This is a genomic window from Chloracidobacterium thermophilum B (genome assembly GCF_000226295.1).
GTDB classification, from domain to species: domain Bacteria; phylum Acidobacteriota; class Blastocatellia; order Chloracidobacteriales; family Chloracidobacteriaceae; genus Chloracidobacterium; species Chloracidobacterium thermophilum.
The window spans coordinates 590633-612460 of record NC_016025.1 but is presented as its reverse complement, the minus strand read 5'-3'; the positions used below and the strand labels follow the sequence as shown (position 1 = coordinate 612460).

The following is a 21828-nucleotide window of genomic DNA, read 5'->3' as shown; positions in this document are numbered from 1 at the left end:
CGGTAACGTGCAAGAAGGGGTTGAAGGGGAAGAAGAAAGAAGAAGGGAAGAGAGAGAGGGGTTGAAGGGGAAGAAGAAAGAAGAAGGGAAGAGAGAGAGGGGTTGGAGGGGAACAAGAAAGAAGAAGGGAAGAGAGAGGGGGTTGAAGGGGAAGAAGAAGGAAGGAGGAAAGAGAGAGGGGGAGGTTGGAGGGGAGAAAGGGGGACAGGGGATCAGAAAGATGAATTGAATTGTTCACTGTACAATTACCTTTGTCCTTTGTCCTTGCCTGTATAAGAGCTGAAGGAATCCGACTGATTCAGACAGGAAACATTGGTATCGGTCACTACAGGGAGAAGGGATTCCGCTTCATCGACGAAGAGACGTTTGTTGCATTCAGGTGCACTGAGATCATGCCGGGAGACGTTCTAATTTGCCGCCTCGGTGATCCGGTTGGGCGAGCGTGTTTGGCGCCCAACCTCGGAGTACGCATGATCGCGTCGGTCGATGTGTGCATTCTGAAGCCGAACGAAAGTGCAATCGCGGCATTCCTGGTGTATGCGATGTCATCACCAGTCTACCTAGAGTGGATAGGCTCGCTTGTTCGCGGAAGTACTAGAGACCGTGTCAGCCGCAGCATGCTTGGCCGATTCTGTGTGCCTCTTCCCCCCCCTCCCCGAACAAACCGCCATCGTCGAATACCTCGACGCCGAGACCGCCAAGCTCGATACCGCCATCGCCGTCGCACGCCGGGAAATCGAACTGTTGCGCGAATCCCGCGAGCGGCTCATCGCCGATGTTGTCACCGGCAAGGTGGATGTGCGCGAGGTCGCGGTACAGTTGCCCTATGAGCCGCCTGAGGAGGAGGCTGGAACTGAGGAAGAAGAGCCTGTTGCCGAAGAGCTCGCAACCGTAGCTTCGCAGGAAGAGGCGAATGGCGAAGAGCGTGATTCTAGTCAATGATACGCTGAACTATGCTGAAAATAATGTATAATATGCTCAGCATAGTTGCTTGGCATGACTAGGTATGTAAAACCGAGAGAAGCGGCGGATTATTTTGGGGTGTGTCTCCACACTTTGAGGCGGTGGGAACAGAAAGGTTGGATCAATGCAACACGTACACCATCTGGTAGGGCGAGAAGGTATGACCTCGACAGCTACATCAAAACGCCAAGAAAAGTCAAACGAGTCGTTTTGTACGCCCGAGTCAGCAGTCGAGGACAGAAACCAGACTTGGAGAGACAAATTGCAAGACTGGTTAACCTCTATCCTGGAGCCGAAGTGGTCGGAGAGGTTGGCGGCGGTCTCAACTTCAAAAGACCAAAGTTCCTTGCCTTATTGGAACGAGTCCGTGCAGGAGATGTCGGAACAATTGTGGTCGCTCGCCGGGATCGACTCTGCCGGTTTGGATTTGAGTTCGTTGAGTGGTACTGCCATCAATACGGGTGCGAAGTCTTGGTTCTCGATGACGATCACCTTTCTCCCCAACAGGAACTGGTTGAGGATATCCTCACCATCCTGCACTGCTTCAGTAGTCGGCTCTACGGACTTGGGAAGTATCGGACTGCAATCGAGAAAGATACGGATTTATCCAGAACCAGCGCTGGCTAAAGTTTGGAAGCAGTGGCAAGCGGCGTGCCGGTACTGCTACAACCAAGGGATTGCCTATCAGCGTCAGTATGGTGCCCCAAAAACAGCCAGAAAGCTGCGGGACATCATTCTGCGCTCCGACCTGCCCCAGTGGGTGAAGGACACCCCCTGCCATATCAAGCAGAACGCGGTCGTCGAGGCGTGGTTGGCGTTTCGCCGGAGCAAAGACGCGAGGTTTCGTAGTGTGCGGGACAGGTCGCATACACTGCAATTCAACGCCGGCAACTTTCGCAATGGGACGTGGTATCCGAAAATCACCCGAGGCTTGACGTTTCGTGCGTCCGAGGAGATACCCGGAGAATGGACACGCGGAACTGAGCTGATGCGGGTGAAAGACAGATGGTATGCCATCTTTCCTGAGCCTGTGAGCGAGCAGTGTTCGTTAGCAAAGGGGGGGATTGCGCTTGACCCTGGAGTAAGAAGTTTCTTTACAGGGTTTGATGGGACAGGTTTTGTAGATATTGCCAAAGGGGACTTTGGTAGAATCGCTCGGCTGTGCTACCACCTAGACGATCTGCAATCCAGGCTGAGCAAAGTACCGAGACTTAAGCGTAGGCGAATGCGGCAAGCGGCGTTTCGTCTGCGAGAGAAAATCAGGGACTTGGTGGACGAGTGCCATCGCAAGGTAGCGGCGTTCCTAACGGATAACTACCGATTGATATTTCTCCCCACTTTCGAGTCAGCCAGGATGGTTGCCAAGGCAGGGAGGAAGTTTGGTAGCAAGACGGCGAGGGCGATGCTCACTTGGGCGCACTATCGGTTCAAGCAGTTCCTGAAGTTTCAAGCCAAAAAGAAAAACGTGGTTGTCGTGGAAGTATCGGAAGCGTACACCAGCCAAACCTGTACCAAGTGCGGGCACATCCACACTAAGTCAGGTGGTGCAAAGGTGTTTAGATGCCCCAAGTGCAACCATAGGCTACCACGAGATTGGCAAGGTGCTCTGGGTGTTATGCTCAGAGCTTTGCGGGATACCGCCATTCTGTTCAGAAATGGACAGGATGCTATCGCTTCACCGTTGAGCAGTAATGTTCAGCAGTGTTCAGCGTAAATGTATCAGTAAATCAACATCGAAGCATCAGGTGATCCGAGAACCGCTGGCTGCCCAAGGCGGTGAGATTGTGCTTTATCAGGCGCCCGACGGCTCGGTCAAGCTGGACGTCCGCCTGGAAAGGGATACTATTTGGCTCAGCCAGAAGCAAATGGCTCTCCTTTTCGATACGGAACGAAGTGTTATCACAAAGCATTTGCGCAACATCTTTCAAAGCGGAGAGCTTGAAGAAAAAAGCAATGTGCAAAAAATGCACATTCCCGGTTCGGACAAGCCTGTCGCGTTCTATAGTCTGGACGCCATCATCTCGGTCGGTTACCGGGTCAACTCCAAGCGCGGCACCCAGTTCCGTATCTGGGCTACTCAGGTGCTGCGCGACCACATCCTTCGGGGCTACACGGTCAATGAGCGCCGCCTCAGGGAACTGCAACAGACGATCCGGTTGGTCTCCACGCTGGCGGACCGGCGAGCACTGAGCGGCGAGGAGGCAACAGGTCTGTTGCGGGTGGTGCATGACTACGCCGTGGCGCTCAAGCTTCTCGACGACTACGACCATGGCCGGATTCCGCTGCCGAGATCGAACCGATACCCACTGCGGGCGGTGGGCACAAGCCTGAACCAGAACTCGACCGGCTTTCCAACATCATCAAGGCGTTCAACGATCAGTTCGGCAACATTCCGTGGACTGATGCCGATCGGGTGCGCAAACTCATTACCGAGGAAATTCCGGCGCGCGTTGCCGCCGACGCCGCCTACCAGAACGCTCGGAAGTTCTCTGACAAACAAAACGCCCGCATCGAACACGACAAGGCGCTCGTTCGCGTGATGACTGGGATACTCCAGGACGATACAGAGCTATTCAAACAGTTCAGCGATAACGATAGCTTCCGGCGCTGGCTGACCGACACTGTATTTGCACTTACGTACGGCGAAGGCCGCAGCGTGTGATTGCCAGTGCTACTTCAGCCATGGCTTCGCGCGCCACATGCGGGACGCCCTGCCAAATGCATCCTTCATAGGGTTCATGGGCACCCCCCCTCGAACTGGACGACCGGAACACTCGGGCTGTCTTCGGCGACTACATCTCCATATACGACATCTTCGAAAACATGCCGCAGAAGAACCTGGCTGTAGAGCTCCTCCGCAAACTCCTCGAGGGCGAGATCAGGGGGGGCCGCCTGAAGAACGTGGTGCAGGCGCGCTCGTTCGCAGAGCTATTGGAGCGGGCCGTCCGGCGCCAGAACCGGGCGGTGGAGGCGGTGCAGGTCATCGAGGAGCTGATCGCGCTGGCGAAGGAAATGCGAAAGGCGGACCGGCGGAGGGAACAGCTCGGTCTTTCCGAAGAGGAACTCGCCTTCTACGACGCCCTGGAGACCAACGACAGCGCGGTGAAGGTGCTCGGCGAGCCGACGCTGCGGCGAATTGCCCAGGAACTGGTTCGTACCGTCCGCGCAAACGTGATGATCGACTGGACGCTGCGCGAGACCGTGCGCGCACAGTTGCGCGTGCTGGTCAAACGTATCCTTCGCAAACACAGCTACCCCCCAGACAAGCAGGAGAAAGCGACAGAGAAGGTGCTCGAGCAGGCGGAGGTGCTTTCGGCAGAATGGGCGATGGCATGAGAGGGGCCTCGTACAAGGGCATGCAGCGGGCGGCGTCTCGCCGCCGCTGAACTGGAGCGTTAGCCACCCCGGATACTTCCACGGAGTTAAAGAGTACAGAACCAGATCACGCCGGTGATCCATGTTGTCAAGCACTGCCTGTTGTTCAGCGCCTGGACTCAATCTGACTGCACAGAATCGCTAGGACGATAAAGCTTATCGGTCTCCTCAAGCTCGGAAGGAGACAGCTTGAAGAACCTTCTTCTTCCCCACGTTACAGCTCGACTCCGCGTAGGGGGCAAGCCTGCAAGTTACACCAGACTTTTTCCTGACAGTCGCGGAGCCGTTTTGTAAGTTCGTGCCGTGCTGGGTTCTGCGGTGCATTCCTGACCTCGACGGCAAAGGTGTTCAAAGTCCAATCGCCGCCTGGTGAACTAGAGGCGTGCCTGACGGCAGTCGGGCCTACCCGCCGAAGTGTAGGTCACGTATGCGGACTTTAGATGGCAACCAGATTACACAACAACCATCTGAAGAGCAAAGATGATGGAAACAAAGAAGTTGACTACTCACCCGCCAGCGCGTGATATGCAGGCGGAAAGTGGCAGAGGCGCGTTAGGTGGAAACCATATAAACAGTAGTTGAGCGGCTTTCCCGATAGGATAGTTTCAATTTCCTCCGAGAAATGGCATAATTAGAACATAGGTTCTCTATAACGATTCGGATGTAAGCATGAGTAGCCTAGAAGAGATTGATTTCAAGATAGACCGCTTGCCCAAAGGTTTGCAAGAGAAATTCCGCGAACTCTACTCCAACGGCAACGGGAATGAGGCCGTTCATTACTTGCATCCCAACGAAATCTACTTGGGAGATGCCAGACAACTTTTACCTCAAATAGAACCTAACAGCATTGCTTTAAGTGTGTGGTCTCCGCCTTATTTTGTTGGGAAAGAGTATGAGGCACACCTGTCGTTTCAAAATTGGCAAGATCTGCTAAAAACAGTTATTAGTCTTCACTTTCCGGTAATCAAACCCGGAGGATTTTTGGTTATTAACATAGCTGATATTCTAGTCTTCAGGGATCCTTCAATGCCTCGTATTCAGGCCGAAGCCGTAAACAGGAAACGATCGCCCATCACAAGAGATGATGTATTGAAAGCTATGGCCGATCACCCTGACTACAATCGCTATCAGTTAGCCAAGCTCCTTGGATGCAGTGAACAGACGATAGACCGCCGGCTTCACGGTAACAATATACGAGGCGGGAAATACGAGTCACAAACCCGAGTCAAAATTGTTGGGGGCCTTGTAGAAGAATGGGCGTTGAGTGCTGGATTTTACCCGTACGATCGTCGCGTCTGGGTAAAAGATGCTGCTTGGGAGAACTCACGGTGGACAAGCCTTTCCTATCGGTCTGTAGACGAATTTGAGTATTTGTATGTTTTCTGGAAACCAGGTATTACCAAGTTTGATAGGAAAAGGCTTTCCGCTGATGAATGGAAGAATTGGGGTTCCAGGGGAGTGTGGTACATCCCTTCTGTGAGAGCGAATAACGATCACGAGGCTAAATTTCCTGTGGAATTGCCTGCCAGAGTGATTCGGTTGCTTACTGACCCAGGCGATATCGTGCTTGATTGCTTTATGGGAAGCGGAACAACGGCGGTGGCAGCCATTCGTGAAAATCGCCAATACATTGGAATAGAAATCTTGGAAAAGTATGTAACCTTGGCGCGCCAGAGAGTTTCAACAGAAAATCTTACTATGGAGAAATGACGATGCTCCTCAAACCTGAAGACCTTCAGCAAGATTTGAATCGCCTTGAGGAAATTGAGAAAACAACTCTGCGGTTGGTGACTCAGGCGATTTATGATTACAGAGAAATTGCGCTTGAAATCTTTCGTGAAGAGGGCGATTTGGTTTCGGACATCGGTGAAGACATAACGAGAGAAGCCTTAGACCGCTTGGGAATGCCTAGGATAGACCAGCGGCTTTTCGGTAAGGTGGATTATAAACGTGCTTGCTACCTGTTTCACCCCGACTACGCAATCAAACAAGCCCTTTTTGTGGATTCAAAAGCAGAGAAAGTCATCGGGCAAGGTACAGCAACTTTACAGATATCGCAACTCTCTATGGTTGTTAAGCAAATTCGTTCCGGGCAAAAGGTGAACGTTCAGGGTAAAATGCCAACGGTGATTACATTGAGGGGTGAGACATATCTGACAACAACTCTATTTGTGAAGTACAACTATGACGAGGAAGAAAGCGGCGTCCATACTCTCAAGAGCATAATTGTTGCTGCTGTACCCAACGGAATGTTGCAGGATAGATACAATCCCAACCCACGTAATACTATCTGGATTGCTGGGCGCAATGCTCCTTCTCGGGGTGAAGAGTTCAGGGTTCGTTTGAGCTTTTCACAACTAAAGCGCAAAGCGGCTTGGCGTGTTCAAACCATCCCGATGCCACCCAAGCTGTTCCTCTGGGATTCATAGAGCCTATGTGCCGCCCAACATCGGCATCCAGCCGACTGCTTCGCTCGCTTCGAGGCGGCTGATGCCGGTACCGTTATGCAGGAGAACTGAAATGAAGATATCGGTATTATTTCTCACAGTCTGCGTTCTCTTTTTACTTTCTGGGTGCGCGGATTCCGAGTATCAGCAGCGAATTGCCGACCTAGAATCCGAGTATCAGCAGCGAATTGCTGACCTAGAAATCCGACTCGAGTCCATACGAAGTGAATTTAATGATGTAAAAGATGCATTGGTCGACGTACAATCTGCCTTGGAATCTCTCAAAAGCGTAGTTGACGATTTCAGGTATGAGAACTGGCAAGACAACGTGCCTGATGTCGAAGATGCAACGTCCAATCTTGAATCGGCTCTTGATAATTTCGAAATGGCAATCAACGATGTTGACTCAGAACTATGATCTGCATAACAACGGCATGCAGTAAACAGCGCTCCGCATCGCCACTGAACCGGAGCGTTAGGCAGCACATTCGACATGGAGGCACGTAAGATGACAACAGCAAGACCCTTTCTAATGTTCCAAGGCGGTAAAGCACAGGCGGCGTTGGATCTGTATTTAGCCACCTTTCCAGACTCACGCATGCTGCGCGTCGAACGTTATTCCGAGGGCGAGCCTGGTCCGGTCGGAACAATCAAAGTCGCGGTGTTCACGCTGTGTGGGCGTGAGTACATGTGTTCCGATAGCCCCATCGAGCACAAGTTTTCGTTTACGCCGTCATTTTCCACGTTCGTGGAGTTTGATTCGCCGGAGGACTTGGAACGCGTGTTTGCCATTCTGTCCGAGGGAGGCGAAGTTCTTATGCCGCTGGACAACTATGGCTTCAGCCAGAAGTTTGGCTGGGTCAATGACCGCTTTGGTGTGTCGTGGCAAATCAACCTTGCTTCCTAACAAGTCAATGCAGCGGACGCCGTGCCGGCGCCGCTGACCGCCAAGACGTTAGGCGGCTGTATCTGAATAGTGCAGGGAATGTTCTATGTCGGCAAAGTACAAATCACGCGGCGCAAGCAATCAACAGGTTGGACGAGCTGGTGAATATTTTGTTGTCGCTGAATTGAACAAACGCGGGGCGTTTGCTGTGCCTTTTGCTGGAAATATGCCCAAGTATTATTGCATGCAACAGCGATGAAAGTCGCACGGTTTACATTCAGGTTAAGACGAAGCGCGGCGGGAAGAACTGGCACTCAAGTATCGTTGGCAGTCAGCCAATGTCTCCAAAAGCCGATGAAAATAACTTTTGGGTGTTTGTTGATTTGGGTGATACCAACACATACCCACGCTACTGGATTGTGCCAGAATGGTGGATAATAGACAACATCTACAAGACACACCAGGCTTATCTAAACAAACACGGCGGAATACGTCCTGGGAATCCAGATTCGACACATCACTCGATTGATGAGAGCAGGCTTGAACAATGGAAAGACCGCTGGGATATTCTTGGTATTTTTGATTGAGTAGGGAGTTTGCAGTTCCAGTGAAGCATCAATTGCAAGGTTGCCGCCCAACACTGCGCTCCAGCCGACCGCTTCGCTCGCTGCGCTCACTTCGCAGCGGCTGAACCGGATGCCGTTCGCCACCCCGGATACTTCTACGGAGTTAAAAAGTACAGAACCAGATCACGCAGGTGATCCATGTTGTCAAGCATTTTGTTCGGTTCTGCGCCTGAACTCAATCTGGCTGTACAGAATCGCAAGGACGATAAAGCTTATCGGTCTCCTCAAGCTCGGAAGGAGACAGCTTGAAGAACCTTCTTCTTCCCCACGTTACAGCTCGACTCCGCGTAGGGGGCAAGCCTGCAAGTTACACCAGACTTTTGCCTGACAGTCGCTGAGCCGTTTTGTAAGATTGAACCATGCCAAGGTCAGCGCTGCATTCCTGACCCCGACGGCAAAGGTGTTCAAAGTCCAATCGCCGCCTGGTGAACTAGAGGCGTGCCTGACGGCAGTCGGGCCTACCCGCCGAAGTGTAGGTCACGTATGCGGACTTTAGATGGCAACCAGATTACACAACAACCATCTGAAGAGCAAAGATGATGGAAACAAAGAAGTTGACAATTCACCCGCCAGCGCATGTAATGCCGACGCCGCCTACCAGAACGCTCGGAAGTTCTCGGACAAACAAAACGCCCGCATCGAACACGACAAGGCACTCGGTCGCGTGATGACAGCGCTGCTTCAGGACGATACAGAGCTATTCAAACAGTTCAGCGATAACGATAGCTTCCGGCGCTGGCTGACCGACACTGTATTTGCACTTACGTACGGCGAAGGCCGCAGCGTGTGATTGCCAGTGCGACTTCAGCCATGGCTTCGCGCGCCACATGCGGGACGCCCTGCCGCACGCCTCGTTCATAGGTTTCACCGGCACGCCGATCGAGCTGGCCGACGCCAACACGCGGGCCGTGTTCGGCGATTACATCAGCATTTACGACATTCAGCGCGCGGTCGAGGACGGCGCGACCGTGCCCATCTACTACGAAAGCCGCTTGGCCAAGCTCGATCTGCCGGAGGAACTCAAGCCGCGGCTTGACGCGGAATTTGAGGAGGTGACCGAGGGCGAGGAAATCGAGCGCAAGGAAGGACTCAAGACGAAATGGGCGCAGCTCGAAGCAGTCGTCGCACACGGCGAGCGACTCCCGTTTGCCGACGCTACGTTCGACTGTGCTGTTGCGTCCGAAGTAATCGAACATCTCCCAGAACCGGAGCGAGTGCTCGACGAGATGTGGCGTGTTGTCCGGCCGGGTGGACGTGTGCTCATCTCCACACCGTATCGGGAGCGCATTCGCTACGTCCTCTGCATCCACTGCAACCAGCCCACACCGATCCACGCTCACTTGAACAGTTTCGACGAACACCGACTCGCCTCGTATCTGCGCCAGGGACGGTTCGGCTATACAACGTTTGGGAACAAAGCCTTGCTCATTGCACGGACGCATGTTCTGCTCGGACGCGTTCCACACTGGCTATGGCGACTCGTCGATTGGCTCGCCAACAGGATTCTCCCCAAGCCTGCCCACATCGTTGCCTGGTGGGATCGTGCATAATCGTGTTCTGCTCGCGTAGAGTGCGCCCTGTTCGGAAGGGTCGCGTCACTCTCCCACCGCTTGCGATTTCCTCCCGTTATCGGGTGCACTATCCCCTTCCATTCGGATTGGCACGTGCCTACTTGCGAAATTCTCTTCATGTTCGGGTAATTTTGCCTGTGGAGTACCCTTTCGGTCAGCATCAATGCCGGTGAGCGTTTTCATTTTGCCAACACACAGAGCACAACCTACAGCGGCATATCCACGCTGCTCCTATCGGACAATTGGTGCGAAAGCGCTCTCTCAATGGAATCCTACTCCGTTCGTTTCACCATTGCCATTCTCGTTGTTCCACCATCTATTTGCATAGCCATGCAACCACCCAAAAAGCACAAGGCTGAAATTACCATTTCCGCGCGGTTTGAGGAGATGGAATTTTTTGGCGCCTACATTCGAGAACTTAAGCTCTCGCTCACTACCCGTGACTCCCAAAGGCACGAGACAACGATCACGAATCGGTTGAGAACCTACGACACCACGGTAGATGATGGCCGAGCGCTCAATGTTGAGATTCAGCATCCACAAATGCCTCACGGTGACGACATTTATAGCCAAAGCCACTTCAGTGATAAGCACACCCACTTTTAATTCTCGCGCTTGGGCTACAGCATTACCTTAGTGGTGCGGGACAGCACCATCTCGGCTGCATCCCCATAGTCCTGTGCCCGAAGTGGGAACAGCAATAGCTCTTGTGGCGAAATTTGCTTTGCACTTCGAGGAAAACACACCATGACATCGCAACGCAATCGAGATGGAGCCTCAAGCACGGCGACGTTGGGCTACGAAGCACAGCTTTGGCGGATGGCCGACGCCCTGCGCGGCTCGATGGACGCCGCCGAATACAAGCACGTCGTCCTCGGCCTCATCTTCCTCAAGTACATCTCCGACGCTTTCGAGGAACAACACGCCCGGCTCGAGGCCGAGCGCGACCAGGGCGCCGACCCCGAAGACCCCGACGAATACCGCGCCGAGAACATCTTCTGGGTCCCGCCCGAGGCGCGCTGGGCGCACCTGAAGGCCCAGGCGAAGCAACCAACGATCGGCCAGCTCGTGGACGACGCCATGGCCGCCATCGAACGCGACAACCCGGCCCTCAAGGGCGTGCTGCCCAAGGACTACGCCCGCCCCGCGCTGGACAAGCAACGCCTCGGCCAGCTGATCGACCTCATTAGCAACATCAAAGTCGGCGATGAGGAAAGCCGCGCCAAGGACGTGCTCGGTCGTGTGTACGAATACTTTCTCTCGCAGTTCGCCAGCGCCGAGGGCAAGAAGGGCGGCGAGTTCTACACCCCGCGCTGCGTGGTGAAGCTCCTTGTCGAGATGCTCGAACCCTACCGCGGCCGCGTGTACGACCCCTGCTGCGGCTCGGCCGGCATGTTTGTGCAATCGGTGGAGTTCATCCGCGCACACGCCAGCGGGAACGGCAATGGTGGCAAAGCCAAAGCCGACATCTCCATCTACGGCCAGGAATCCAACTACACCACCTGGCGGCTTGCGAAGATGAACCTCGCCATCCGCGGCATCGATGGCCAGATCGCCCACGGCGACACCTTCCACAACGACCGCTTCCAAGACCTCAAAGCCGACTATATCCTCGCCAACCCGCCGTTCAACGTGAGCGATTGGGGCGGAGAGCGGCTGCGCGACGACAAGCGCTGGAAATACGGCGTGCCTCCCGCCGGCAACGCCAACTTCGCATGGGTCCAGCACATCATCCACCACCTCGCGCCCGCAGGCGTCGCCGGCTTCGTGCTCGCCAACGGCTCCATGTCCTCCAACCAGTCCGGCGAAGGCGAAATCCGCAAGAACATCATCGAGGCAGATTTGGTGGACTGCATGGTCGCCCTGCCGGGCCAGCTCTTCTACTCGACGCAAATCCCGGCGTGCCTCTGGTTCCTGGCCCGCGACCGTAGGGGCGGGTCACCGACCCGCCCGATGCGCGACCGCCGCGGCGAGATTCTCTTCATTGATGCCCGCAAGATGGGCCGCATGGTGGACCGCACCCATCGCGAGCTGACCGACGACGACATCGCTCGTATCGCCAACACTTACCACGCCTGGCGCACCGTAGGGGCGAGGCATGACTCGCCCCTACCGGAATATCGGGACATCCCCAGTTTTTGCAAATCTGCCACGCTGGAAGAAGTCCGCAAGCACGGCTACGTGCTCACGCCGGGCCGCTACGTCGGCGCCGCCGAACAGGAAGAAGACGACGAACCGTTCGACCAGAAGATGCAACGGCTGGTGGCGCAACTGCGCGAGCAACAGGCCGAAGCCGCCAAACTCGACGCCGCCATCGCCGCCAACCTCAAGGAGCTGGGCTTCTGGGAGATGAAACCATGACACCTGAGAGGCTCCAGGAACTGATCGCCGCTGGCGAATCTATCGACGTCGAGTTCAAGGGTGAAGAACGCAGCCCCTTGTCCGACGACGATTTAGTGGAGTCGGTGGTCTGCCTGGCCAATCGCAGTGCCGACACACCCGCTTGGCTACTCATCGGCGTGGAAGATGACGGCCGCGTTACTGGCGCCCGACCCCGTCACGAATCCGGGCGAACCGACCCAGTCCGCCTGACGGCCCTCATCGCCAACCGAACCCGGCCGTCGCTCACCCCGCGCATTGAGGTCGTTCCTTGCCAAGGCAAGGAAGTCATCGTCGTTGAAGTCCCGCCCCAATCCGCTCCCGTGGGCACGACTTCAGGCCGTTACCTCCGCCGGGCGCTCGACGGCAAAGGCCGCCCTTGCTGCCTGCCGATGTTCTTCCACGAGATGCACGCCCGCCAGGCCGACCGCGGCGCGCAGGACTACTCGGCCCTGGTCATCCCCGAGGCCTCCTGGGATGACCTGGACCCGCTGGAATTCGAGCGTTTCCGCCGCAGCATCCGCGAGCACCGCGCTGGCGACCAGTCCCTCCTGAAATTGCCCGACCTCGAACTGGCCAAAGCCCTGGGTGCCGTGGAAGCCAACGGGCAGGTCCGCAGCATCCGCGTGCTGGGCTTGCTCCTGTTTGGCAAGGAAGATTCGCTAAGGAAGATTCGCTGCGGCGTTTCCTACCCACCCACGAGGCCGCCTTTCAAGTCCTTCGCGGCCAGAGCGTCGAGGTCAACGACTTCTTCCGCTGGCCGCTGTTGCGCCTCATGGAAGAATTCGAGCAGCGGTTCGCTGCCCGCAACCGCGAGCAAGAGATCCTCGTCGGCATGGTGCGAGTGGCCGTTCCGGACTACCCACCCGCCGCGTTCCGCGAGGCCCTCGCCAACGCCCTGATTCACCGCGACTACACCCGCTTGGGCGCCGTTCATGTCCAAAGGCACGACGACCGCCTTGAGATTTCCAACCCTGGCGGCTTCCCGGACGGTGTCCGCCTGGACAACCTGCTGGTGACCGCGCCCCGTCCGCGTAACCCTCTCCTGGCCGACGCCTTCAAACGCGCGGGCATCGTCGAACGCACGGCCCGCGGTATTGACACCATCTTCTACGAGCAATTGCATAACGGCCGGCCCGCCCCCTCCTACGACCGCAGCAACGAGTCCAGCGTCGTAGTGGTCCTCCCCGGAGGGCAGGCGAACCTTGACTTCGTCCGCTTGGTGGTCGAAGAAGATCGCGCCGGTCGCAAGCTGGGTCTGGATGAACTTCTGCTCCTGAACGCCCTCTGGCAAGACCGACGCTTGACCACCGAAGAGGCAGCCCGCCTCATCCAGAAACCCGAATCCGAGGTTCGTGTCGTGCTCAACCGCCTGGTGGAAGCGGGACTGGTGGAACCGCGCGGGGAGCGCAAAGGCCGCACCTGGCACCTCTCGGCCGCCACCTATCGCCGTTTGGGCCAACCTGCCGCCTACGTTCGCCAGCGCGGCTTCGAGCCTTTGCAGCAGGAGCAGATGGTGTTGCAATACGTCGCGACTCACGGGCAGATCACCCGTAGGGAAGCAGCGGAACTATGCCGGCTCGGTCCTTATCAGGCGACGCGTCTGCTTGGCCGGTTGGTGCAAGATGGGCGCCTGGTTCGCCGAGGTACGCGCAAGGGGACGTACTACGTTACGAGCGGAGGCAATAAAATATGAGCGTGCACAAATGGAATATGAGCGCGCTCATAAATATGAGCGCCAGGTTGACGGCGACACGCTGTTATCCGAAAAGACAACCCGGCATAGTGCGCGAGCAGCATGCCGAAGCCCGTCGGCTGGACGAGGCGATCTGGAAAAACCTCAAGGAACTGGGCTATGACGCTTGAGGAGCTGTTGCACGTCAAACGCGAGGAAATCCTGCAGGTGTGCGCCAGGTATGGCGCCCGCAACGTACGGGTTTTTGGCTCCGTTGCGCGTGGCGAGGCCGATGAACTAAGCGACATTGACCTGATTGTTGACTTCGAGTCGGGACGAAGTCTGCTCGACCATGCCGGGCTTTGGCTTGAGCTTCAGGAGCTGCTGGGAGTCAAGGTGGACGTGGTGAGCAGTCGCGGCATCAAGCCCCGTATCCGTGAGCGAGTCCTACGAGAAGGCATTCCACTATGAGGAACCCGAAGGGGCGATTGAAGGACATTCTGGATGCCATCGCGAAAATCGAGCGTTACGCCGCTCGGGGCCGAGAAGCGTTTGAACAGGAAGAACTGATTCAAACCTGGGTCTTGTACCACATTCAGCTCATCGGAGAGGTGGCGGCGCAACTTGGCAAAGCCTTTCATCAGGCCCACCCTGAGATACCCTGGGCGCAGATAGTCGCCATGCGCAACGTGCTCGTTCACGAGTATTTCGGGGTGGATTTGCAGGAAGTGTGGAGAACCGTGGAAAGAGACCTTCCCGCTCTAAAAAACCAGATAGAGGCACTTGTAAAACAGTTGGAGGAGCCAGGCTGCTATGGCGGGTGAAGTATTGCCAACTGGCTATGGCGAGTTGTTAGAGAATCTCAAATCGCGCATCCGTACTGCCAGGGTACAGGCGGCGCTGGCGGTCAACCGCGAACTGGTACTGCTCTATTGGCACATAGGCAAAGAGATTCTCCAGAAGCAGCAGCAGGAGGGCTGGGGCGCCAAGGTCATTGAACGCCTGGCCGATGACCTGCGTCGCGAGTTTCCCGATATGAAAGGGCTTTCCCGGGCGAATCTGTTCTACATGCGGGCGTTTGCCGAGGCGTACCCCGACCGGGAATTTGTCCAGCAGGTTGCTGGACAATTGCCCTGGTTCCACAATGTCACGGTTCTGACGAAGGTCAAAGATCCCAGCGAGCGGAAGTGGTACCTGCGGGCTTGTGTGGAACACGGCTGGAGCCGGGCGGTCCTCCTGCACCAGATCGAAAGTGGCCTTTATCATCGCCAGGGAAAGGCTCTCACCAACTTTGCCCGCACCCTGCCCGCGCCGCAATCGGAGCTTGCTCAGCAACTCCTCAAGGACCCTTACAACTTCGATTTTCTCAGCACACACGATGCTCTGCTGGAACGCGACCTGCACAAAAAACTCGTAGAACACCTGCGCGACTTCATGGTGGAGCTAGGCGTTGGGTTTGCCTTTGTGGGATCGCAGGTTCATCTGGAAGTAGGCGGCGAGGACTTCTACCTGGACCTGCTCTTCTATCACTTGAAGCTCCGCTGCTTTGTGGTCGTGGAGCTCAAAACCACGGAGTTCAAGCCTGAATACGCAGGCAAACTCAACTTTTACCTGTCAGCTGTGGACGACCTCCTGCGCCATCCCCAAAACAACCCCACAGTGGGTATTCTCCTATGCAAGGAGAGAAACCGTGTGGTGGTGGAGTACGCCCTGCGGGATGTGAGTAAGCCCCTCGGCGTGGCGGAGTACCGCCTGGCGCAGGCACTGCCTGCCGAACTCCGAGGTGCCCTGCCTTCGGTAGAGGAATTGGAAGCCGAGCTGGCAAAACTGGACGAAGGAAATTTGGAGGAGCAAGGCTATGGCGGGTGAGTGGCGGGAAGTAAAGCTTACCAAGATTGCTGATATCATGATGGGGCACTCTCCTCCAAGGAAAACGTATAACGAGCAGGGGGACGGTCTCCCGTGCTTCGCGTGCGCGGATCTCAATCCGCACCAGATTGAGGCAGTACTGAGCGCCCAACGACAGCCATGGTCTCTCACCCTAAATTTGGGCTGAGGAGGGAGGATGATGACCAAGACCAAAGAACAACAAATCGAAGAGATACTCATCGAAAAGCTCCAGGGTCTAGGATACACCTACCGCCCCGACATTCGGGACTGCGAGGCGCTGGAGCGCAACTTCCGCGAGAAATTCGAGGCGCTCAATCAGGTCAAGCTCACCGATGCCGAGTTCGCCCGCCTGCGGGATGAAATGATCTCCCCCGACGTCTTCGCCTGTTCGGAGCGGCTGCGTGCACGCAACACCTTCGAGCGCGAGGACGGCACCCCGCTGCATTACCAGCTGGTGAACCTCAAGGATTGGTGCAAGAACAGCTTCGAGGTGGTGAGCCAGCTGCGCATCAACACCCACTCGAGCTTTCACCGCTACGACGTGATCTTGCTCATCAACGGCCTGCCCCTGGTGCAGATCGAGCTCAAGACCCTCCAGGTCAGCCCCCGCCGGGCCATGCAGCAGATCGTCGAATACAAGCAGGACCCGGGCAACGGCTATACCAACACCCTGCTTTGCTTTGTGCAGCTCTTTATCGTCAGCAACCGCACGACTACCTGGTACTTCGCCAACAACAACGCCGAACACTTCCGCTTCGACGCCGATGAGCGCTTTCTGCCCATCTACCAATGGGCTACGCCGGACAACAAAAAAGTGACCCACCTCGACGATTTCGCCGAGGCCGTGCTGGCCAAATGCACCCTCGCCGAGATGATCAGCCGCTACATGGTGCTCATCCAGACCGAGCGCCGGCTCGTGATGATGCGCCCGTATCAGATCTATGCGGTCAAGGCCATCGTCGATTGCATCCAGCAAAACCGCGGCAACGGCTACATCTGGCACACCACCGGCTCGGGCAAGACGCTGACCTCGTTCAAGGCCTCGACCCTGCTCAAAGACAACCCCGACGTCGAAAAGGTGCTCTTTGTCGTGGACCGCAAGGACCTCGACCGCCAGACCCGCGATGAATTCAACCGATTTCAGCCGGGTTGCGTCGAGGAGAACACCAACACCGAAACGCTGGTGAGGCGCCTCCTCTCGGACAACTACGCCGACAAGGTGATCGTGACTACCATCCAGAAGCTGGGCCTGGCGCTGGATGCCGACCACCGCAAGGAATACCGTCAGCGCCTCGAGCCCCTACGGGATAAGCGCATCGTGTTCATTTTCGACGAGTGCCACCGCTCCCAGTTCGGCGAATACCACCAGGCCATTCGCGAGTTCTTCCCGAGAGCCCAGATGTTTGGCTTTACCGGCACCCCCATCTTCGAGACCAACGCCACCTACAAGACCATCGAAGGCCAGGAAGCCCGCATGGTCACCACCGCCGACGTCTTCGGCAAACAGCTCCACGCCTACACCATCACCCACGCCATCGACGACGGCAACGTGCTGCGCTTTCACGTGGACTACTACAAACCCGAGGGCGCGCCCGTAAAGCCCGGCGAAACGCTCGCCAAGCAAAAGGTGGTCGAGGCCATCCTGGAAAAGCACGACGCCGCGACGAATCACCGCCGGTTCAATGCGCTGCTTGCCACCGCCAGCATCGACGACGCCATCGAGTACTACCGGCTCTTTCGGGAGATCCAGGCCCGCCGGCAGCAGGAAGACCCCGACTTCCAGCCCCTGAACGTGGCCTGCGTCTTCTCCCCCCCCGCCAATGGCAACCGCGACATCGCCCAGCTGCAAGAGGACCTGCCCCAGGAGCAGCTCGACAACCGCAAAGATCCAGACAAGAAACGGGAAGCGCTCAAGGAGATCATCGCCGACTACAACGCCCGCTACGGCACCAACTTTTCTTTGGATACCTTCGACCTCTATTACCAGGACATCCAAAAGCGCATCAAAGACCAGAAGTACCCCAACCGCGACCTGCCGCGCGAGCAGAAGATCGATCTCACCATCGTGGTGGACATGCTGCTGACCGGCTTCGATTCGCAGTATTTGAACACGCTGTACGTAGATAAGAACCTCAAGCACCACGGCCTGATTCAGGCCTTTTCGCGCACCAACCGGGTGCTCAACGACTCCAAGCCCTACGGCAACATTCTCGACTTCCGCGCCCAGAAGGAGGCCGTGGACGAGGCCATCACGCTCTTTTCCGGCGAGGCCGGCGAGCGGGCCCGCGAGATCTGGCTCGTGGACCCGGCCCCGGTGGTGGTGGGCAAGCTCGCCGAGGCGGTAGAGAAGCTCCAGGCGTTCATGCAATCCCAAGGGCTGGAGTGCCAACCCGAGGAGGTGGCCAACCTCAAGGGCGACGAGGGCCGCGCGGCCTTCATCAACCACTTCAAGGAGGTGCAGCGCCTGCGCACCCAGCTCGACCAGTACACCGACCTGGACGAAGCCACCCATACCCAGATCGAGGAAGTTCTGCCCACCGATACCTTGCGCGCCTTCCAAGGGGTTTACCTGGATGTGGCCGCCCGACTCAAAGCCGAGCAGGGCAAGGCTGCGGACCCCGCTGACCCCGTTCAGCAGCTCGATTTCGAGTTTGTGCTCTTCGACTCAGCCCTCATCGACTACGACTACATCATGAAGCTCATCGAGCGCTTCAGCGCCAAGGGACCCAAGAAGCAGAAGATGACCCGCGACGAGCTCATCGGTCTCCTGCGCAGCAACGCCAAGTTCCTCGATGAACGCGAGGAGATCATCGAGTATGTGAACACCCTGAAGGAGGGCGAGGGCCTCAGCGAGCAGCAGATCCGCGAGGGCTACGAGCGCTTCAAGACCGAAAAATACGCGCGAGCCGTGGCCGAGATCGCCGCCAAGCACGGCCTGGCACCCGAGGCGCTCCAGGGCTTCATCGACGGCATCCTGCGCCGCATGATCTTCGACCCCGACGCCCTCACCGAGCTGATGCAGCCCCTCGGCCTCTCCTGGAAGGCGCGGGCGCAAAAAGAGCTGGAGCTGATGGAAGACCTTGCACCACTCCTCAGGAAGCTCGCCCAGGGCAAAGAGATCTCAGGACTGGAGGTGTATGACCATGCCTGAGCAGAAGAAAGCTGTCGTCCCCCGCCTGCGCTTCCCCGAGTTTCGCGACGCGGGGCCGTGGGAGGTGAAGCGGTTGGGGGAGGTCGTGTTAATTGCTAATGGCCTCTCTGTGGTACAGAACAACGAACCGCCAGGCATAAAGGTAACTCGAATCGAGACCATTTCAGATGGTTTTGTTAACATAACAAAGGTTGGCTACATCAAGAGTTTAGATGACATTGAATCGTATAAGCTGCAGGTAGGCGACATTCTATTCAGCCATATCAATAGCCTGGACCATATCGGGAAGTGCGCCTTTGTAGATCAGCCTTTTGATCTATATCACGGCATGAACCTTCTGCGCTTCCAGGTTCACAAACGGGATAATGTGCCAAAATTTATCTACTACGTTGTTTGTAGCGAACCGTTCAGATCCTCGATTCGATCAAGGGCAAATCAAGCTGTAAACCAAGCGAGTATAAATCAAACCGAGGTTGGCAGATCGCGCATTGCCCTTCCGCCGTTCTTAGAACAACAAAAAATTGCCGACTGCCTGTCATCGCTGGATGAGGTGATTGAGCTGGAGGCGAAGAAGCTCGAGGCCCTCCAGGCCCACAAGAAAGGGCTGATGCAGCAGCTCTTCCCCCGCGAGGGCGAAACCACCCCCCGCCTGCGCTTCCCCGAGTTCCGCGACGCCGGGCCGTGGGAGAATATTCAAGTATCAGACTTTGGTACAATCGTCACCGGGAAGACTCCAAGCACATCTAACCCCAAATACTGGAACGGGCGATTTGCTTGGGTTACTCCCACTGATATATCTAATACAAAGTATATTTATACAACTGATAGGTTGCTGACCAGTGAGGGAGTTCAGCTAATAGGTGTCTTGCCGGAAAATACTGTTCTTATCACTTGTATTGCGAGCATTGGAAAAAATGCCATACTAAAAGTTCCTGGGTCATGCAATCAACAGATTAATGCAATTATCCCGAATAGTAACTTCAATTCTGACTTTATTTATTACCTTTTCTGCAAAAATCAAACAATACTACAGAATCAGGCAGGGACTTCTGCAACAGCTATAATTCCTAAGTCTGCATTTGAGAAACTCTATTTTCATGTCCCTAAGCTCCCCGAACAACAAAAAATCGCCGACTGCCTGTCGTCGCTGGACGAGCTGATCGAGCTTCAGGCGAAGCAGCTCGAGGCCCTCCAGACCCACAAGAAGGGCCTGATGCAGCAACTTTTCCCGCAGGAGATTGACCTATGAGCGAGCACGACCAGATCCGCCTGGGCAAGACGCTCTGGGCCATCGCCGACCAGCTGCGCGGCGCGATGAACGCCGACGACTTCCGCGACTACATGCTGGCCTTCCTCTTTTTGCGCTACCTCTCGGACAACTACGAGGAAGCCGCCAAACGGGAACTGGGAAGGGACTGGCCCGAGCCTGCCCCAGGCGAGCGGCGTTCGCTGCTGGCGGTGTGGTACGAAAAGAACCCGGACGACATCCCGACCTTCGAGGAGGTGATGCGCCGCAAGGTGCACTACGTCATCAAACCCGAATACCTCTGGAGCAGCATCGCCGAGCTGGCCCGCACCCAGGACGCCGAGCTGCTGCACACGCTGCAAAAAGGCTTCAAGTTCATCGAGAACGAGTCCTTTGGCCGCAGTTTCCAGGGGCTGTTCTCGGAGATCAACCTCGACTCGGACAAGCTCGGCAGAACCTACGCCCAGCGCAACGAACGCCTTTGCGCCATCATTCAGCGGATCGCCGAAGGCCTGGCGGAGTTTCCCCAGGAGCGCGACCTCTTGGGCGATGCCTACGAGTACCTGATCGGGCAGTTCGCCGCCGGGAGCGGCAAAAAGGCCGGCGAGTTCTACACCCCGCAGCAGATCTCGAGCATCCTCTCGGGCATCGTCGTTCTGGACGCCCAGGACCCCGCCAGCGGTCGGCGTGCGAAGCTGGGCAGGGTGCTGGATTTCGCCTGCGGCTCCGGCTCGCTGCTCCTCAACGTGCGCCGGCGGATGGGACGGGACGGCGTGGGCAAGCTCTACGGCCAGGAGAAGAACATCACCACCTACAACCTGGCCCGCATGAACATGCTGCTGCACGGGCTGCGCGATACCGAGTTCGAGATCTTCCACGGCGATACACTCACCAACGAATGGCCGCTCCTGCGCGAAGAGAATCCGGCCAAGAAGATCGAATTTGACGCGGTGGTGGCCAATCCTCCCTTTAGCTACCGCTGGGAGCCCAGCGAAGCCCTGGCGGAGGATTTCCGCTTCAAGGGGTACGGGCTGGCCCCCAAATCGGCGGCGGATTTTGCGTTCCTCCTGCACGGCTTCCACTTCCTGCACCGTGAGGGGACCATGGCCATCATCATGCCCCACGGTGTGCTCTTCCGCGGCAACAGCGAAGCCAAGATCCGAAAGAAACTGCTGGAGGACAACCACATCGACGCCGTCATCGGCCTGCCGGCGAACCTGTTCTACTCCACCGGCATCCCGGTCTGCATCCTGGTGCTCAAAAAGTGCAAGAAGTTCGACGACGTGCTGTTTATCAACGCGGCGGAACACTACCAGAAGGGCAAACGGCAGAACCTGCTGCTGCCCGAACACGTGGACAGGATCGTGGAGACATACCAGTACCGCAGGGAGGAGCCGCACTACTCCCGGCGGGTGAGCCTGGAGGAGATCAGGCAGAACGAGTTCAACCTCAACATCACCCGGTATGTCAGCACGGCTAAAGCAGAGCCGGAAATAGATTTACAGCAAGTTCATCAAGAGCTTGCTGAGTTGACCCGTAAGATGGAAGAGGCTCGCGCTCGGCATAATGCGTTTCTAAAAGAGCTCGGACTTCCGGAACTACGTTAGACAGGGGTGGCC

At 56.5% G+C, this 21828-nt stretch carries 25 protein-coding genes; all 25 read left to right on the top strand.

The window, feature by feature from the left end; genetic code table 11:
* Nucleotides 1-7: 7 nt before the first annotated feature.
* The gene (locus CABTHER_RS13615) at nucleotides 8-229 is read left to right on the top strand and encodes a hypothetical protein (protein WP_014101248.1); all 222 of its coding nucleotides are present in this window, start codon (nucleotides 8-10) and stop codon (nucleotides 227-229) included.
* A 350-nt stretch (nucleotides 230-579) separates the two neighbouring features.
* Nucleotides 580-942 carry a restriction endonuclease subunit S domain-containing protein gene (locus CABTHER_RS17290; RefSeq protein ID WP_228374093.1) on the top strand — a complete coding sequence of 121 codons (363 nt, stop codon included), beginning with the start codon at nucleotides 580-582 and terminating at the stop codon, nucleotides 940-942.
* 54 nt (nucleotides 943-996) lie between these two features.
* Nucleotides 997-1590: an IS607 family transposase gene (locus tag CABTHER_RS16800; protein ID WP_081464950.1), complete on the top strand. Its 594-nt coding sequence runs from the start codon at nucleotides 997-999 to the stop codon at nucleotides 1588-1590.
* On the top strand, nucleotides 1478-2677 hold the full coding sequence (locus CABTHER_RS13605; protein WP_228374115.1) for an RNA-guided endonuclease InsQ/TnpB family protein: 1200 nt from the start codon (nucleotides 1478-1480) through the stop codon (nucleotides 2675-2677). Before CABTHER_RS16800 ends, CABTHER_RS13605 begins: the two co-directional genes overlap by 113 nt.
* Nucleotides 2655-3503 (top strand): virulence RhuM family protein, encoded by an 849-nt coding sequence (locus tag CABTHER_RS17985; RefSeq protein ID WP_081464948.1) that lies wholly within the window; start codon nucleotides 2655-2657, stop codon nucleotides 3501-3503. Before CABTHER_RS13605 ends, CABTHER_RS17985 begins: the two co-directional genes overlap by 23 nt.
* Before the next feature lie 283 nt (nucleotides 3504-3786).
* On the top strand, nucleotides 3787-4299 hold the full coding sequence (locus CABTHER_RS13590; protein ID WP_014101242.1) for a DUF3387 domain-containing protein: 513 nt from the start codon (nucleotides 3787-3789) through the stop codon (nucleotides 4297-4299).
* A gap of 708 nt (nucleotides 4300-5007) precedes the next feature.
* Nucleotides 5008-6048 (top strand): DNA-methyltransferase, encoded by a 1041-nt coding sequence (locus tag CABTHER_RS13585; RefSeq protein ID WP_014101241.1) that lies wholly within the window; start codon nucleotides 5008-5010, stop codon nucleotides 6046-6048.
* A gap of 2 nt (nucleotides 6049-6050) precedes the next feature.
* The gene (locus CABTHER_RS13580) at nucleotides 6051-6767 is read left to right on the top strand and encodes a BglI family type II restriction endonuclease (RefSeq protein ID WP_041569998.1); all 717 of its coding nucleotides are present in this window, start codon (nucleotides 6051-6053) and stop codon (nucleotides 6765-6767) included.
* A 7-nt stretch (nucleotides 6768-6774) separates the two neighbouring features.
* Nucleotides 6775-7203 (top strand): hypothetical protein, encoded by a 429-nt coding sequence (locus CABTHER_RS13575; protein WP_148264117.1) that lies wholly within the window; start codon nucleotides 6775-6777, stop codon nucleotides 7201-7203.
* 75 nt (nucleotides 7204-7278) lie between these two features.
* Nucleotides 7279-7692 (top strand): VOC family protein, encoded by a 414-nt coding sequence (locus CABTHER_RS13570; RefSeq protein WP_455423199.1) that lies wholly within the window; start codon nucleotides 7279-7281, stop codon nucleotides 7690-7692.
* An 85-nt stretch (nucleotides 7693-7777) separates the two neighbouring features.
* On the top strand, nucleotides 7778-7930 hold the full coding sequence (locus tag CABTHER_RS17285) for a hypothetical protein (protein WP_187288442.1): 153 nt from the start codon (nucleotides 7778-7780) through the stop codon (nucleotides 7928-7930).
* 79 nt (nucleotides 7931-8009) lie between these two features.
* On the top strand, nucleotides 8010-8258 hold the full coding sequence (locus CABTHER_RS17105) for a hypothetical protein (RefSeq protein ID WP_148264116.1): 249 nt from the start codon (nucleotides 8010-8012) through the stop codon (nucleotides 8256-8258).
* Nucleotides 8259-8793: 535 nt separating this feature from the next.
* Entirely contained in the window at nucleotides 8794-9087 is a 294-nt protein-coding gene (locus CABTHER_RS13565; RefSeq protein WP_014101237.1) for a hypothetical protein, read from the top strand.
* Between the two features lie 37 nt (nucleotides 9088-9124).
* Entirely contained in the window at nucleotides 9125-9847 is a 723-nt protein-coding gene (locus tag CABTHER_RS17305) for a methyltransferase domain-containing protein (RefSeq protein ID WP_014101236.1), read from the top strand.
* Between the two features lie 351 nt (nucleotides 9848-10198).
* Nucleotides 10199-10474, top strand: coding sequence for a hypothetical protein (locus tag CABTHER_RS13555; RefSeq protein ID WP_014101235.1), 276 nt, complete (start codon nucleotides 10199-10201; stop codon nucleotides 10472-10474).
* Between the two features lie 141 nt (nucleotides 10475-10615).
* Nucleotides 10616-12229 carry a class I SAM-dependent DNA methyltransferase gene (locus tag CABTHER_RS13550; protein ID WP_041569995.1) on the top strand — a complete coding sequence of 538 codons (1614 nt, stop codon included), beginning with the start codon at nucleotides 10616-10618 and terminating at the stop codon, nucleotides 12227-12229.
* The gene (locus CABTHER_RS17520) at nucleotides 12226-13149 is read left to right on the top strand and encodes an AlbA family DNA-binding domain-containing protein (RefSeq protein WP_228374092.1); all 924 of its coding nucleotides are present in this window, start codon (nucleotides 12226-12228) and stop codon (nucleotides 13147-13149) included. Before CABTHER_RS13550 ends, CABTHER_RS17520 begins: the two co-directional genes overlap by 4 nt.
* Complete coding sequence (locus tag CABTHER_RS17515; RefSeq protein ID WP_228374114.1) at nucleotides 13083-13943, top strand: ATP-binding protein; 861 nt, start codon at nucleotides 13083-13085, stop codon at nucleotides 13941-13943. The genes CABTHER_RS17520 and CABTHER_RS17515 overlap by 67 nt, the downstream gene beginning before the upstream one ends.
* Nucleotides 13944-13960: 17 nt before the next feature.
* The gene (locus CABTHER_RS17275; protein ID WP_187288441.1) at nucleotides 13961-14113 is read left to right on the top strand and encodes a hypothetical protein; all 153 of its coding nucleotides are present in this window, start codon (nucleotides 13961-13963) and stop codon (nucleotides 14111-14113) included.
* Nucleotides 14103-14393 (top strand): nucleotidyltransferase family protein, encoded by a 291-nt coding sequence (locus CABTHER_RS13530; protein ID WP_014101229.1) that lies wholly within the window; start codon nucleotides 14103-14105, stop codon nucleotides 14391-14393. Before CABTHER_RS17275 ends, CABTHER_RS13530 begins: the two co-directional genes overlap by 11 nt.
* Before the next feature lie 17 nt (nucleotides 14394-14410).
* On the top strand, nucleotides 14411-14746 hold the full coding sequence (locus CABTHER_RS13525; RefSeq protein WP_455423198.1) for a HepT-like ribonuclease domain-containing protein: 336 nt from the start codon (nucleotides 14411-14413) through the stop codon (nucleotides 14744-14746).
* Nucleotides 14736-15791, top strand: a complete 1056-nt coding sequence (locus CABTHER_RS13520; protein ID WP_014101227.1) for a PDDEXK nuclease domain-containing protein — start codon at nucleotides 14736-14738, stop codon at nucleotides 15789-15791. Before CABTHER_RS13525 ends, CABTHER_RS13520 begins: the two co-directional genes overlap by 11 nt.
* 199 nt (nucleotides 15792-15990) lie before the next feature.
* The gene (locus CABTHER_RS13510) at nucleotides 15991-18963 is read left to right on the top strand and encodes a type I restriction endonuclease subunit R (RefSeq protein ID WP_041570177.1); all 2973 of its coding nucleotides are present in this window, start codon (nucleotides 15991-15993) and stop codon (nucleotides 18961-18963) included.
* Nucleotides 18956-20212, top strand: a complete 1257-nt coding sequence (locus tag CABTHER_RS16225; RefSeq protein ID WP_187288440.1) for a restriction endonuclease subunit S — start codon at nucleotides 18956-18958, stop codon at nucleotides 20210-20212. Before CABTHER_RS13510 ends, CABTHER_RS16225 begins: the two co-directional genes overlap by 8 nt.
* Nucleotides 20209-21816 carry a type I restriction-modification system subunit M gene (locus tag CABTHER_RS13500; RefSeq protein ID WP_014101223.1) on the top strand — a complete coding sequence of 536 codons (1608 nt, stop codon included), beginning with the start codon at nucleotides 20209-20211 and terminating at the stop codon, nucleotides 21814-21816. Before CABTHER_RS16225 ends, CABTHER_RS13500 begins: the two co-directional genes overlap by 4 nt.
* Nucleotides 21817-21828: the final 12 nt, after the last annotated feature.